General features: G+C 34.5%; 18 protein-coding genes. All 18 read left to right on the top strand.

Annotated elements, in window-relative coordinates; translation table 11 throughout:
* Positions 1-76 precede the first annotated feature (76 nt).
* The 18 genes from ACRD69_RS18370 (at position 77) to ACRD69_RS18285 (ending at position 14,509) form a co-directional block, all read left to right on the top strand.
* Positions 77-823: an XAC2610-related protein gene (locus ACRD69_RS18370; RefSeq protein ID WP_430816592.1), complete on the top strand. Its 747-nt coding sequence runs from the start codon at positions 77-79 to the stop codon at positions 821-823.
* A gap of 240 nt (positions 824-1,063) precedes the next feature.
* A complete protein-coding gene (locus ACRD69_RS18365) occupies positions 1,064-1,801 on the top strand; it encodes a hypothetical protein (RefSeq protein ID WP_430816591.1) in 738 nt (245 codons plus the stop codon).
* 98 nt (positions 1,802-1,899) lie between these two features.
* The gene (locus ACRD69_RS18360) at positions 1,900-2,337 is read left to right on the top strand and encodes a bifunctional nuclease family protein (RefSeq protein WP_430816590.1); all 438 of its coding nucleotides are present in this window, start codon (positions 1,900-1,902) and stop codon (positions 2,335-2,337) included.
* Positions 2,338-2,548: 211 nt separating this feature from the next.
* Positions 2,549-3,766, top strand: a complete 1,218-nt coding sequence (locus ACRD69_RS18355; RefSeq protein WP_430816589.1) for a DUF4272 domain-containing protein — start codon at positions 2,549-2,551, stop codon at positions 3,764-3,766.
* 84 nt (positions 3,767-3,850) lie between these two features.
* Positions 3,851-4,615, top strand: a complete 765-nt coding sequence (ybiA, locus tag ACRD69_RS18350) for a riboflavin biosynthesis intermediates N-glycosidase (RefSeq protein ID WP_430816588.1) — start codon at positions 3,851-3,853, stop codon at positions 4,613-4,615.
* A gap of 687 nt (positions 4,616-5,302) precedes the next feature.
* Entirely contained in the window at positions 5,303-6,661 is a 1,359-nt protein-coding gene (locus ACRD69_RS18345) for a site-specific integrase (RefSeq protein WP_430816587.1), read from the top strand.
* A 4-nt stretch (positions 6,662-6,665) separates the two neighbouring features.
* Complete coding sequence (locus tag ACRD69_RS18340; RefSeq protein WP_430816586.1) at positions 6,666-7,184, top strand: hypothetical protein; 519 nt, start codon at positions 6,666-6,668, stop codon at positions 7,182-7,184.
* Between the two features lie 226 nt (positions 7,185-7,410).
* Positions 7,411-7,689 carry a helix-turn-helix domain-containing protein gene (locus ACRD69_RS18335; protein WP_430816585.1) on the top strand — a complete coding sequence of 93 codons (279 nt, stop codon included), beginning with the start codon at positions 7,411-7,413 and terminating at the stop codon, positions 7,687-7,689.
* Between the two features lie 3 nt (positions 7,690-7,692).
* A complete protein-coding gene (locus ACRD69_RS18330; RefSeq protein ID WP_430816584.1) occupies positions 7,693-8,640 on the top strand; it encodes a hypothetical protein in 948 nt (315 codons plus the stop codon).
* A gap of 39 nt (positions 8,641-8,679) precedes the next feature.
* Positions 8,680-9,069 carry a hypothetical protein gene (locus tag ACRD69_RS18325; protein WP_430816583.1) on the top strand — a complete coding sequence of 130 codons (390 nt, stop codon included), beginning with the start codon at positions 8,680-8,682 and terminating at the stop codon, positions 9,067-9,069.
* 2 nt (positions 9,070-9,071) lie between these two features.
* Positions 9,072-9,266 carry a hypothetical protein gene (locus ACRD69_RS18320; protein WP_430816582.1) on the top strand — a complete coding sequence of 65 codons (195 nt, stop codon included), beginning with the start codon at positions 9,072-9,074 and terminating at the stop codon, positions 9,264-9,266.
* 118 nt (positions 9,267-9,384) lie between these two features.
* The gene (locus ACRD69_RS18315; RefSeq protein ID WP_430816581.1) at positions 9,385-10,191 is read left to right on the top strand and encodes a phage antirepressor; all 807 of its coding nucleotides are present in this window, start codon (positions 9,385-9,387) and stop codon (positions 10,189-10,191) included.
* Between the two features lie 677 nt (positions 10,192-10,868).
* Complete coding sequence (locus tag ACRD69_RS18310; RefSeq protein ID WP_430816580.1) at positions 10,869-11,030, top strand: tyrosine-type recombinase/integrase; 162 nt, start codon at positions 10,869-10,871, stop codon at positions 11,028-11,030.
* A 133-nt stretch (positions 11,031-11,163) separates the two neighbouring features.
* A complete protein-coding gene (locus ACRD69_RS18305) occupies positions 11,164-11,463 on the top strand; it encodes a hypothetical protein (RefSeq protein ID WP_430816579.1) in 300 nt (99 codons plus the stop codon).
* 5 nt (positions 11,464-11,468) lie between these two features.
* Complete coding sequence (locus ACRD69_RS18300) at positions 11,469-11,825, top strand: hypothetical protein (protein WP_430816578.1); 357 nt, start codon at positions 11,469-11,471, stop codon at positions 11,823-11,825.
* A gap of 227 nt (positions 11,826-12,052) precedes the next feature.
* Positions 12,053-12,823, top strand: coding sequence for an ExbD/TolR family protein (locus ACRD69_RS18295; protein WP_430816577.1), 771 nt, complete (start codon positions 12,053-12,055; stop codon positions 12,821-12,823).
* A gap of 426 nt (positions 12,824-13,249) precedes the next feature.
* The gene (locus ACRD69_RS18290; RefSeq protein ID WP_430816576.1) at positions 13,250-13,699 is read left to right on the top strand and encodes a hypothetical protein; all 450 of its coding nucleotides are present in this window, start codon (positions 13,250-13,252) and stop codon (positions 13,697-13,699) included.
* Between the two features lie 204 nt (positions 13,700-13,903).
* Positions 13,904-14,509 (top strand): hypothetical protein, encoded by a 606-nt coding sequence (locus ACRD69_RS18285; protein ID WP_430816575.1) that lies wholly within the window; start codon positions 13,904-13,906, stop codon positions 14,507-14,509.
* The last annotated feature ends 471 nt before the right edge of the window (positions 14,510-14,980 follow it).

The raw sequence follows: 14,980 nt of genomic DNA, 5'->3' as shown, positions 1-14,980 counted from the left end.
CCGGACAGACAATATCAACGAAAATCTGCTACAGCGCCATGCGGCCAAACGTAGGCAGTCATTACAAAACAATAAGATGAAAAAAAATATTACAATAATATTAATCGGACTACTACTGTTTCAATGTAAAAACAAGACAAAGTCAGAACAGACGGATATTGAACCAGCTTTTAGCATAGAAGTTTCTGATACCATTGTTTCATTTGAACAAGAAACTGAAGAGTTTTCTATCTTAGAAATAATCACTGACAGCTTAAGAATTGCGGAAAATGGAAACTATAAGATTAGTCTCAAGCAGATCCAGGCAACAGATGGTGTTTTTGCAGAATTTGACTTTTTCGAAAGGAATAATTCAAATTGGAAGCATATACAAAATTTCAGAATGGAAAAAGATGCAATTACTGATCTTAGTCCAGAGTTCTTAGATTATAATAATGATGGTTTTAACGACTTAACTTTCAGGAATGGAGTTGCTGCTCGAGGTTCAAATGAATTACGAAGTCTCTTCATCTTTGACAAAGAGAAGAAAGAATTGGTTTATATTAAAAACTCTGATAGTTATCCGAACATTAGATACAATGCTGAACTTAACTGCATTGATGCTTGGTTGATCTATGGAGGTAGCACAACTTTGTTTCTGAAAATAGAATCAGATACTTTAAGAGAATTTGCAGGAGTTAGTCTATTTGACACGAGAGAAGTTTTTATCATTGATAAAAGTGGTAAAAGAGAAATCTTAAGCCAGGAATTAATTAAAGATTCTGTTGTCTACAGGAGATATTCTAATTACAGTCCGTTGAAAGAGAATAAAGAATTTCAATAAAAACGAACCACCAACAATGGCTGCTATGTAAAAACATTGGGGGATTCACAATGGCTTGGATAATCTCTGCAATAGCGATCACCGCCAAAGGATTTTTTGGCTTTAGAGATGAAAAAATAACTAAATACTACGCTTCTGCAACACAGGATTTTGGAATCAAAATCTGGCAACACTCCCCTACACTTCATAGCTGAAACCGTTGGGTTTAATACTCCAAACAATACTAAACATTGATAGTTTATGAGAGACATAAAGGATGAAAACACAGGATTATTTAAAAAGTACCTATTACCTGTTTTACTAGGAATTTTAGCATTGGCAACATATTACATGTTAATTGAGGAATATAACTTAAATAAAGGGGATTTTATTGGAGCAATTTTAGTCGTTGCATTGCTTGTAATAGAATTGATTAATAATCAGAAAGGCCCTGATATTCCAATTCCATGGTTAGATAAAGTATTCAAATACTATTTAGGGAAAAAAGAAAATGATGCTATTAAACCTGACTTTAATATTAATGAGTATGTGGATAATGATTCGTTTATAATTTCATATTCAAAATCAAAACTTTGGTTTAATTTTTTTGGATTAATTACAATGACACTTTTAGGAGGTTATTTCCTCAGTAAAGAAGGTTTATACGTTATTTCAGTTGGGATAGCATATGTAATGGGTCGTGGAATTTATACTAATTGGGATGAGTTAGGAGATGATAGTCCAAAAATTGTTATGAAAAAAGATGGAATTGCAACACCGCAGATTGGATTTGTCAAATGGGAAGCTGTTAAACTAATACAGTTTAGAGATACAAGCTCCAGTGAAACGGAAAGTACAAATTTGGACATCTTCTTGACAGAAAAAGAAAAGTGGAAACATCCTGAATATACTATTATGATTGACCACTTGAATAAAAGTAAAAAGGAGATGTCAAGAAAAATAACTGAATTAAAAGGTACTAAACCCAACAATGTGTAATACGCAATATGTCTGCCGCAGGTGCAGCACTGACATAACGCACATACACTCAACATTGGCAAGCATAAAAAATACCGTAACGCTTAATCAATACTAACATGAATGAGTATATAAGAAATGAGAAGCTCATAGAGCTTAAAGTGCTTGGACTGAATAAAAAGCGTTGGAGCAGAAATAGTTACCATCTAGTATTGGTTGATAAGCTAAATGAGAAAGTTCGAATGCCAGTGATTATTGGACATCTTGAAGCACAGAATATTGCTATTGAATTAGAAGGCTTGACACCTCCTCTTCCTTTATCTCATGACTTAATGAAGTATATTATAACAAAATTAGATTCAAGCTTAGACTTCGTCAAAATTACAAACGTGTCAGAAGGAATTTTTAAAACAATGATTTGTTTGAAGAATAATCATGAAGAGTTAATAGAAATTGAAGCTAGACTTTCTGATTCAATTGCCTTAGCCCTAAGATTTGATGCTAAAATTTTGGTGAATGAAGATATACTAAACGAATACTCTATAGAAATTAAATAACGCTTGCCAACAATGGCTTATAAAGCAAAAGTGAGCCGACTATTTTTGGTTGGTTCGTAGCTTCGGTGACCACCGCCAAATCGCATTCTATGATAAAAGAAAAGTTAAAACAAATACAACGCTTTGGCTTCGCTAAATTTGAAAAGGAAGTACGGTCTATAACTCCTTTCGACGCTAAGCAGCGGAACCGCCAGGCACAAAAAATTAATTTATGAATAATCTTTGTACCCTATATTCGAGTGAGAGAATTGAAAAGCGCTTATTGGAACTGATCAATAAAAAGTTCAGTAATTCTGACATTAAAATAAATAAAACTTCGAACAGTCAAATTTTCAATTTTTCTAAAAAGAAAGGTCTTTTTAAAGGAAAGACTAATTTTCAAATATCAACTCGTTTTAGAGATAGTATCGCACTTGAACTAGATCAATCTGATTTATCTAAGAATTTACAAGGTATAAAAGGATTTATCTCTCAGATTCCTTCAGCACCCCCAATTGGGATAAAGAATTTAAATACGATAATCGACTCCGTTATAAGTGAAACGGCTATTCTATGTTCAGAAAATGATTCTGTAGAACTTTTTGAGCTGGTGGAAATTATTTCCACGGAAAAAGAATGCATACTATTTTGTCAATCTGATAGTTTCGTTGGAAAAGGTAACTTTCCACATTTTTTAAGTAAAGAATTACATTTACTGCTTGATGTCAATGGTAATTCAGAAATATATCCTTCAACAGGACCTTTAGTTGACCTGGAAGAACAAGAAGGGACAGAAATTTTCCCTGACCAAATAGAGCGAAAAAGAAAGAACATAGAATTTATCTCAAGTCTTGGAATTCCAACAATTAATCATCTCCCATTTGTGGAATCAGAGAATGAAGTAGAACTCAGAAATTCCAAGGAAATTGCTTCAAGAGCTGTAATACTGGCGATCACTAACCTAGTTGCGTTCAGTAACATTTCAGAACAAGAAGCTAAAGGCATTATTTCTAAATACTCTCTTGATCAATATGTCACACCTGATGAAATAGATTTCCTCAATAATCCAACTGAAAAATTAAAAAACCAAATGTCTTGGAAATGTGAAGCTATATGGACTTTGTGTTGGGCATTAGGGATTGTTGAAAATCTTGGGCAAGCAAATGTTCTTGCTGATCTTAACAATATAGATTCGGACAGTTATCCAATTTCACAAGGAGTTGATCCTAATGACTTTATCAAAAAGGAACATTTAATCCGTTCAAAAAAGGAAATTCTAGATCAAAATGACCTATACTATAGACTAAACTGGGCTTGCGTGAACGAAAGATTGAAAGGAAATGAATTAACAGACGTACATCCTGGTGTAGTATATGAAAGACAATATGCTTTGAATTGGTTAGTAAACTATATGGATCAAGAATGGGATGAAGTCACATGTGATACTTAAAAAGTACCAAACAATGTATAACAAATCATAGTTGCCTTCCAACTGGCTACGATTGTTACAGTAATCGTTGGCAAATATTTAAAAATGAAACAGCACTATAATATAAAATGGTTGACCGAGAAAATTGAAAACGGAGATTCTTTGAAATATCTGTATTTCTGGGGACACACAAAAAAGCAAGACCAAGAAGTAGGTAACTTTTGCTTCAGTCAGTGGTATGAAAGTTCTTTTGAGATTAATGGATTGACTTATAAAACAACTGAACACTGGATGATGGCCCAAAAAGCGCTATTGTTCGGTAACAAAGAAATATTCGAACAAATAATTGATTGTGAGAAACCAGGTGAAGCAAAAGAACTTGGAAGACAAGTAAGCGGATTTGACGAAATTACATGGGAAGAAAACCGATTCAATATAGTGAGAATTGGAAATATACATAAGTTCAATCAGAATCGTGATTTAGGAGAATATCTTCTTAAAACAGGAAATCGAATTCTAGTTGAAGCGAGTCCAGTTGATACAATTTGGGGAATCGGATTGACCAAAGACAGTAAAGACATTGACAACATCTATTCGTGGAGAGGGTTAAACCTGTTGGGTTTCGCTCTTATGGAGACACGCGATTTCCTAAATGAATTTGGTTTCTTTTCGGAATTGACTAATGGACTAATAGCTCCTTATTTCAAATTTCCAGACATTGAGTGCAATGACATGTTTTGGAGAATGGGTAAAGGAGAACAGTTTATGACTGAATTTGATAAGTCATATCATAACTTAACAGAGAAAGAACAGATTATATTTAAGTTGACCAATCCGGAACCATATAATTGGAAGGGGTTTTATGACTAAGAATAACTGCTGCTAATAGCGTATTCTGGTTACAAAGCACTTTGGTAAGTCCTTAGCTCGGGCTACCAGCGCCAATCCCTGATTTGGCTTTAAAAATGAATAGTTAAAACAAATGCAACGCTTAGGCTCTGCTCAATTTTGAGAGTTAGTAAAATCCCTATACACTTCTTAAAATGAGACCGTTGCCGGTATTTCGGGCAAGTTAAATAAACGAAAAGTATTTATTCAAAAATGCTTTGAATTACATTTCCTAAAGACACATTTGATCTTCATAACCAAAGCAATATTAATAACAATATGAGCAAAGAAGAAGTGCTATGAAGTTGATAATGAAAAGAATTTTAAGCCGAATTAATTCTCATTAAGCTTCAAACTAGTAATCCGTATGAAGGGAATACAAACAGGAAACACGTTACCACATTTGTTTAAACATTATAACACAAAAAAAGCAGTCACTTTTGTAACTGCTTTTTTTAAGTACCGAGAGGCGAGGTAACACCTAGGCAATTTCACATTTTCACCAACACCCCTAAAAACAGCACCAACCCCAGCAAAACCAATGCCTAAAGGCAATACAAACACAAAACCCTAAATTGTTTTAAATTGCAATAAATCGCATTTGGTTGTGCAACGGTTGTGCAAATGTTGTGCAAGTTGTTATATTTGTATAGAATCAATTTTGAAAATATGGCAACAATTAAGTTTAGGGCAAGGGGACAAAATCCACAACGGGAAATTTATATCCGGTTATCAGCTGGCCGTTCTGTTAATCTTGAAATAAAAACAGGATATACCATAAATGCCAAACTTTGGAGATTTGATAAAATCACCAAAGGAACCAATAAAGGTAAACTTGCAGAATTTGGTATGCCAAAACAAACAGATGCCATAGGCAAACAATTAAAAGAACAACTGGATAGTTTGTCAACAGAAATTAACAAACGCTACAACCAGGCTACTGAGAAAGGAACAAAAATAAATAGCACCTGGCTACAAGCTCAGATAGAAGAATTGCAAAATAGAACCTCATCTGAAGAACAGGATAAGAGCGACCTCCTAACCTACCTACAATATTATATCGAATATTTACCCAGTCACATTAAAAAGAATGGTCAAAGAGGCTTGAGTAAAAACACTATTCAAAAGTTTAACAACCTAAAAAACCGATTCGCCGATTTTCAAAAAGCTAAACGGAATCGATTTAACCTTGCTGATATCACACCTGACCTAATAGCTCAATTTGATAAGTATTTGCGAAAAAACGGCTATTCCGACAACTATATCGGCACATTAACAAAGGATATAAAAACGCTGGGAAAACATGCCAGAAAAGAGGGCTTTAAAGTCTCAAACCAGCTTGACTACATCACAGCTGTTAAAGCTGAAACATACAAGGTTATTTTAACACTTGATGAATTAGAAAAAATCAAAAACACCACATTTGAACGTGATGCACTAGACAATGCTCGGGATTGGCTTTTAATTGGCTGCTTTATTGGTCAACGAGTAAGTGATCTATTGCGTTTAACTGCAGATAACGTTGTTTCGAAAGGTGGTTTATTAATGCTTGAGCTGACTCAACAAAAAACAGGTAACAAGGTTATTTTACCTCTTCAGGATCAGGTCCAGGAAATTTTACAAAAGAGATCCGGACAGTTTCCCAGAAAGATAAGTGACCAAAAGTTTAATACTTACATAAAAGAGCTATGTAAACAAGCTGAAATCAAAACCCCAACAAAAGGCACTATTAAGCAGGAAGTTAAAATAAACGGCAAAAAAACGTTTAGAAATGTTTCTGGCGTGTTTCCTAAACATGAATTAATTACGTCGCATATCTGCAGACGTTCATTTGCTACTAATTACTATGGAGATATTCCAACGCCTTTATTGATGAGTGCAACCGGCCACACTACCGAAAATAAGTTTTTGATATACATTGGAAAAAGTGCAACAGATCAGGCACACCAGTTGGCCGAATACTGGGCCAAGCTATCGGCAATGAACAAGAAAGAAACCAACCTTAAAGTAGTAAAGAAAGCACAATAAAAATATGAAGTTTACAGATGATCAACCATTAAACGAGCTACTTAAGGCAGTTTTCTACAATGACTTTAACATAGACGTTTATTATAAATATCAGCAAGATACTGTAAAGAGATGGTACAAAGCACAATTTATGAAATCTAACCGATGGAATAAAAAAGCAATTTTCTCTTTTCTAAGGAACTTCCCCTATATGCATAAAAAATTTAAAGAGATATTTATATTCTTATTTGACAATTCAAAATCGACTAACAAGCAATTCATTGAGCATTACAACAATTTCTTTGATCAATTAAGAAAGGAACAAGAAAAGAAAGATGAATATCAAATTTATATAAAGCAAGATGCCTACCACGATTTAATAAAACTACTTGGATCTGCAAAGCGAGAAGGTAAAATTACCAATACTTCATACACTCAAATAGCGCGGTTACTAATCAGGAATTTTACACCTGAAGAAGAGCTGAGCGTTTCTTCGTTACTTGATAGGCTTAGTGATAGAAAAGCATACACTAATTACATCTAACATTGAAATGTTAATGTTTGTTAATTAGTATCGAAAATTAATGTTAAAACTGCTTCAATTTTTCGAATATAATAAGAAAATGTTTGTTTGTTTATTTCATTATTTCACACCTCATTTCACTGTCTATCTGCACCTTACCTCCAATAACAAACAACAACAACAACAACGCCCTTGAATAGAATGTAATGCGTTTTATTTGTGCTCAGAACAATTAAAAAAAAGCACAATGGAGCAATTACAACTTATTCAAATTACCCCAGAACAATTAGAGAATGCAATAGTAAGTGGCATTGAAAAGAAACTCGATTCACTAGCTGAAAACTTCCAACCTAAAGAGCCAACCGAATGGTTAACTCGTAAAGAGGTAATTGAAATTCTAAAAATAAACCTCTCAACACTTCATACCTGGACAAAATCAGGTAAACTAAAAGCATGGGGCCTTGGCAATCGCGTCTACTATAAGCGTCATGAAATAGAAGCTTCATTAATTGAGTTATCCAAGTAGTTAATGTATGATTATATCAAAGCATTAAGCGTCTTTGTAAATACAGAAAAGCTATTGCAATGCCACGAATTAAGCTTTACGACTCCTTTTGATGAATCGACCGGTGAAATACACAGGAGAAAATCTAAGGTAGCTCAATACAAAGGCATGTGTCTAGCTATAAAAGGAAGTGAACTGAAGATAACAGGCTCTCTTCACAAAATGAATAATGATGGATACCACAACTATGATGATTTTAAATACGATGATGTATGTAAAATTATCAAGGACCTTGGCTTTTTGATTGGTGCTAACGTTACAGAAATCCCACTTAACAACCTTGAATTTGGAGTAAACCTAGCTACTGATTACAACCCATCGTTGTTTTTGCGGGACCTTTTGACACACCGCTCAATTCCTTTTAACACAACAAAGACATCATCAAAACATTTTTGCCAGGCGGAACACCATACCTATAGGATGAAAATCTACAACAAGGGTTTACAGTTTGGCCAGGGCAACATTTTACGCATCGAGTTGAAATACAATAAAATGAGAAACCTCAATAAGATAGGATTACACTCATTGTCTGATTTAATGAATCTTGACATATGGTTCAAATTGGGATCCATATTAGCAAATGAGTTCAATCAGGTTATTTATGTCAATTCAAGCATTGATATGCAAAAGCTATCGGTTAAAGAGCGACTATTCTACAAAAAGGTGGATAATCCGAAGTATTGGACCGGTGATGAACCAAGGCACAAGAAACTTAGATCAAGGAAAAAACTAAGCCAGATAATAGATGATTATTCAGCATCAAAATATCCTACTCCGGATGACATCAAAAACAAGGTTGAAGAGTTGAAAAGTGTAACGTTCGCACCGCATTGTCAAGAGGTGCAAAATGTAACGTTCGCACCGATCGATATTTTTCCAAAAACTGGAAAGTGTAACGTTCGCACATTTTAGCTATACGGTGCAAACGTTACACCCCCTAAAATTGGCTATATGAAACTGAAAGAAATTGACGAAGCATATTTAACGGAAATTGTATACGAACCCTGGCCCGAGTTAAGCGAAGAAGAAAAAGCAGAAATGGAGGCAAAATATGAAGAGCTTTTACCCAGGTTCATTAACAGAGAAGAAAGAATTATTGGTAAAGGTGGTAAATGCCCAATGGACATACTTCATGATACAATACTGAAGGGTATACAAGCAAAAGTAAGTTCAGTTCAAAGAACGTCGCAAACAGAAGCTATACGAGAGGCTCAAAAACAAAGTGATTACCTGTCAACACAGAAAACCATATGCGTTCAGCCTAACAACTTCGATGCAAAACATTACCTGGAACAAAAACGAGAAACACTAAAACGAGTATTCAACAAAGTAACCTTTTAAACATGCCCCAGAAAGCACTTAAGATAAACTTCAAACATTCCCCCGAGGATAAGAAGAAACTGGATTACATCTCTAAAAAAGGAGGTGTCAACACATCCGAAGCAATACGAAAAAGCATAGCATACGCTTACCAAAGTCTAAAAGACATATTGGATCCAGAACCAGAACACAATGGACTAAGCTCTTCAGATCAGTAAGGACGTAAACCGTCGGTACTGAAGTGATCAGTTACCACGAAATTGGTACCAACTGAATAAGATTGTTGGGGCGAAAATCCGCCCTAAGTCATTAACAACAGATTAAAAGCAATAAACCATGATTAAAATATTTCAAAATAACCAGTTTGGTAAAATTCGAGTAGCCACTAATGAGAATAACGAACCATTATTTGCCGGAATCGATATAGCAAAAGCATTAGGGTATGAAAATCCAGCGGAAGCAATTGCAATGCACTGTAAGTCAGGCGACATAGAAAAACACTATGTCCCTCACAACAACGGCATTGGCGGCACTAATTTACAGTTTATCAAAGAGTTTGCTATCTATCGTTTAATTATGCGCTCAAAATTACAAGAGGCAGAAAAGTTCCAAGATTGGGTATGTGAAGATGTTCTTCCCTCCATTCGTAAACATGGCGCCTATATGACTTCCTCAGTAATTGAAAAGGCCTTATCGGATCCTGATACGCTAATACAGCTTGCCACTACCCTAAAGGAAGAGCGCAAACAAAAAGAACTATACCGCCAGCAAGCAGAGAAACAAACCAAAGCGATAATGGAGAACGCGCCAAAGGTTCAATACTATGATGAAGTACTACAAAGCCCGAGTACATGCACAACCAGTCAAGTGGCAAAGGAGCTTGGCATGACTGCCTTTGCTTTAAATAAATTATTAGCAGTCCAACAGATACAATACAAGCAAGGTGGTGTCTGGCTATTGTATGCGAAGTACCAGGACAAAGGATTCACAAAGACAAAGACAAATCAATACAACGATCACGGAGAAATCAAAACAACAATGCTAACAGTATGGACCGAGAAAGGCAGGCTGTTCATACATGACATAGTTAAGAAGATTAAGAATACAGCTGTTGACGCTACACTGTTGAAGAAGCATAGCTGATCGGAAGCAAACGACAAGCAAGGATGAAGCAAAACAGAAGCAAATCACATGCAATATATAACGAAGCCCAAGGGGGTATGAATAGGGATCGGGCAATCACTTTGCAGAACCTAACGACCCTACCTGACACATAAAATATCCATTTTCGCGCGAGTGGGGGGTGATAATTTAAAAGTAAAATAATGGCATTACAGACAGCTACAATCAATGCAAGGCTGGAGGAGTTGGACTTTTGGAAGGTTACAATGACACTTTCAATTAACCAATGGGTAGAATTAGATTTTAACTTAAACTTGTGTAGGTCTTCAGCTTAATTTGCCTTTACTGACTGTTTTGACAGGGCGTAATACCGTTATTTTAATGGTGGATACAGACTATCTTAGCTTACCATAATACAAAACGAAACTTACTATTACACACAAGGGTATTTTTTACCCCCCCAAAATGTGATAGATAACTAACCAGCTACCTCAAAAAATTCATAACGGCAAGATTATAATAGCATTACCAAACATGGCAAAAACTATAAACTTATTGCCGATGGCTGCTTGAACAATATTTAGAAATTTGTCATAATTAATAGATAAAATCAACAGAATATCTTCCCGTTTAAGTATATTCATGGCTGCAAGTAAGAAATTCAACATCCCTCAGAATGTGACTGAGCAGGCGAAGCTATGGAGTTCGTATATGAGAACATTAAGCACAAAACGATATTATCTGTTATTTATGACAGCGGTCTGCGAATAGGAGAAGTACTGAAATTGCGCATTGAAGGCATAGACTGTAAACGAATGCGTATTCGGATTTTGGGTACCAAAGTGAAAAAGCCCAATTGATAAGCTTTTTGCCTAAAATATTAATTTAACGCTGATAAATAACAAGTGGCAAACTGGATATATCGGCAATACACATGCAGATACAGAAGAGTTGGGCACAAGCAGTTACATCATTGCTCAAAATCAATATAAAGTGAAACAATTACTTAATATTTATAAATCAACAAGCAGGTTAAATTTGCAAATTGGAATAATATTTCTAGCCTCATTAGGACTCCAATTATATGTAAAGGCTCCTGATTTTAATGCTGTATTTGGAGGCATAATCTTTCAATTCCTTGGTTCAGCGATTTTAGGATATGTAATCTCCCAATTCATAGCTTTTTATAAGAAGAATGACTGGAGAAAGATTTGGTTAAAAATTTATTTATTAATGGTTGCTCTATTTTACTTGACGGTTATACTTGGAATTTATCCATCAGTTAATAACTAAAACTCATGATTGAGATTGTAAGACTTTATTGGAAGATTTATCGTTGGGAAGTTGCAATTATTGTGGCATCTGTAATCTTTGTGACTACTATATTACTCCCCTTGTCAGGTTCAGAGCCATATGACTTTTGGGGTTCATTGATTCATGGATTTGCAACAATTGGATTCTATGTAATTATGACACCTTTTTTTATGATAGCATACCATTTTTATAAAAAGCAGCAGATTGAGAGAAATCCTGGTTACAAGATTGAAATGCCAGAAATATTTACACTTGATAATTTTCTAAGTGTGTTCACAGTCTATTCTGCTTTTGGCTTTATAGCTGGACTCGTAGCTCAGAATATAATCTTTGGAAAATAAAATACCAGTGCCCAACACGCTGCAATAGCGCAAAAGGGGTTTGCATCAATTTGAACCATCTCAGCACTGGCGAACATCGCCAAATCCTTGATTTGGCCTTAAAATGAAAAGTTAAAACAAAATACAACGCTTTGGCTTAGCTCAGTTTGGAAAGAAAGTACGGTCAATATCCCCTTTCGACGCCATGCAACGAGACCGTTGTATGCAATGTCCAAAAACGCAATAAAATGAACAAAACATCATTCCTTTTTTTATTATTAGTTCTTACATCATGTCACGATTTTGAATTATCAAAATCAATTCACAAAGACAGACTATATGAGCGAAATGGGATTGAGTATATTAAGCTAAAAATATCAAATAACAATATCTATTTAAATAAGACAGAAATTACCCATCTGTCTGAAATCTCTCAACTAGCAGCCTATGCAAGGGATACATCAAAGGAGGATACAGAAATTCGCACAATACTTTATATAGATAAAAACTGCAATTATTTCAGAGTTGATTCAATTATTAAGGAATTAAGAAAGTCGGCTATTCATCGATATAGTTTTAAAACAAATTCCATATCAGAATCATCATATGTAAATTTATGGTTTGGCCCTTTTTATGCAGATTGGGACAGCTTACAATACGAAATGCTCAATACAACTAAGTTGCAGAGAGACTCTCTTAATCTGTTGGTTATAAACAAGGAATCTAACAAAACCTATAACCTAAATGGTTCTATTCTAAGTAAAAAGGAAGTAATGCATAAACTGGGAAATTCAATACAAGATTCCGTTAGATGCATGTATATCATTAATCCAGGAATTGAAAATACTATTTCAGACGTTATTAAAATGGCTGATCTTTATAATCTTGTATTAAATGAAAAAAAAGAAAAGTATTCACAGACTAAATTCGGACAATCACATCACGAAATAGAAGACTCTTTAAAACTAGATATTCGAAATAGATTTAGAAAACTAATTAATATCCTTCCAAAACAATAGAAAACAAAACATACAACAAACAGCAAAAAAGAATCAGGAGGAACTAAAGCTTTTAATTGAAGAATCAAGACACAAAATAGAAGGGGGCCAAACACCAGATGCCGAACTGCAATCATTACACATACTGGAGATTAAATATGTTATGCCCCCGCTGGTGCGCGAATCCTTTCGCGTTCCTAACTCCATTTCCATCTCTCAATGCCACATTGACTATTTATCAAAAAATATTAATTTAGTATTCACTAATCGGAATAAGCCACCCTACCGGGCCGGGTATAATGCGAGAATTGTAATGGGTGGTTAAGCAATAATGTAAATGAGATAACAGTCGTCCTGAAAAAATATATACTATATATTTTTAATTAATACCATATATAAAGCATGGTGCTGTATATTGATTAGTTGGATGCCATGCAAAAAAACACAATGAAACAGGCAATAATATTATTAAGTATCATTTTTATCACCTATGAATCATATTCACAAACTGATAATGAATTTCCATGTAGTAAGCTTGAACGCTCAAGCAACATGAAATTTATTGCATCAGGTTTAGTAGATCACTGTGAAATGGAGATTTCATGGATAAAAAATGAAATTAAAAAAGATAGTATTCAAACTTGGCTAAGAGCATATATCAAGGAATCTTTCTTTAAGGATTTGGAACTTGATGGAAAGAATAAAGAATTATTGGAAAGAGAAGTTGAATGGATTAATCAACGGTGGGAAAAATTTAAAGTACATGTTGAAGAGTCAGATAAAGTCTACTATTATTCAACACCTCAAAATTATTGGGATGCACTTGCAGGACAAGATGGATTTGTAATTCTTCGGGAATGTACTATACTTGGTGTAATAGTTCTAACTCAAAGCTAAAAAAGAAATAAAATCACGGCATCCAACAAGCCATCATAAAGTAGCCCTGGCTTTTGCGTGGTTAGGAGGTTTTGCTCCCGTGCGAACAGAAGCAAAAACAAGAAAGCGAATATAACACACGCACCAGTGCCACTTCATATGGCCGAACCGTTGTGGGGCATTTGATCCAGCAGTATTGAGAAGAAATTATAGAACAATAGAATGATGTTTAAACAAGCAAAATTAACTTTTCTCATATTTCTACTATTCGCAATTGGATGCGATAAAGAAGAGATTAATAAGACATACCCTGAAATTGACCTAATTGAGATTTCAAGTTTCATAGGAAATTCAGTAGAAAATTTTTATTCAAAATGCGAAGACCATATTCTTAGTAAGAATGTAGACACGCACGGTTTGGAATATTATATTATAGAATCAATGGCGGGGAATTATTCATTATATGCAGAAACCAAAACATTAACATATGAAAATGAAGAGGCTGACAATGAAATAATAAGCTTCAGTGGAAGTTTATTAGAACCCACAAATAAACAAGAAGCAATTGAACATCTTAAAAGCATTGTTGAACACAATTTTAAAGATGATTCATTTTTAATGACATTAGGAAATCCTGGAGTAGTGGTTTATAAAGATAAAGAAGAATATTACAATCAGATATATGAAAAAATAGAAAAAAGTGAAAGCCCCAGCACAGTTAATATCTTCAGTTCTTATTTAAATAATCACTTCCATCTAACAATTGACAATCATCAGTTATCATTTGGGATTGAATGCTTTATGTGTAATTTGACTCATGATAACATTTAATTTTTAGAAACGCCCCACAACATGCTGCTATAGCGCATTCGGGGATCGTAGGACTTTGGTAAGTCCTTGGCTTCACTCACCAGCGCCAAAGGCTGATTTGGCTTATAAATGAAAAGTTAAAACAAATACAACGCTTTGGCTCAGCTCAACCTGGAAAGATTGTAAGGTTAAAATCCCTCACGACGCCATGCAGCGAGACCGTGGGACTTAATGCAGGAATGCACATACTCTTATAAAAATGGCTATATTTTAATTAAGCCAAATACTGTAAACTAAACCTTTGTTGACTATGAAAAAATTGAGAATTGGACTAATCATTTTTGCTTTAATCATCATAATTGGACAACTTATTATTGTTGATTATAACGATTTAAGTTGGACCGCAAATGCAGGAAGCTACCTTGGAATAGTGTCAATGGTTTTATTAATTATAAGCATGATTTACTCTAATCGATATGATACTAAAAACCA

The sequence above is a fragment of the Carboxylicivirga agarovorans genome (assembly GCF_050589845.1).
Lineage (GTDB): Bacteria > Bacteroidota > Bacteroidia > Bacteroidales > Marinilabiliaceae > Carboxylicivirga > Carboxylicivirga agarovorans.
This window is presented reverse-complemented; position numbering and strand designations above follow the sequence as displayed.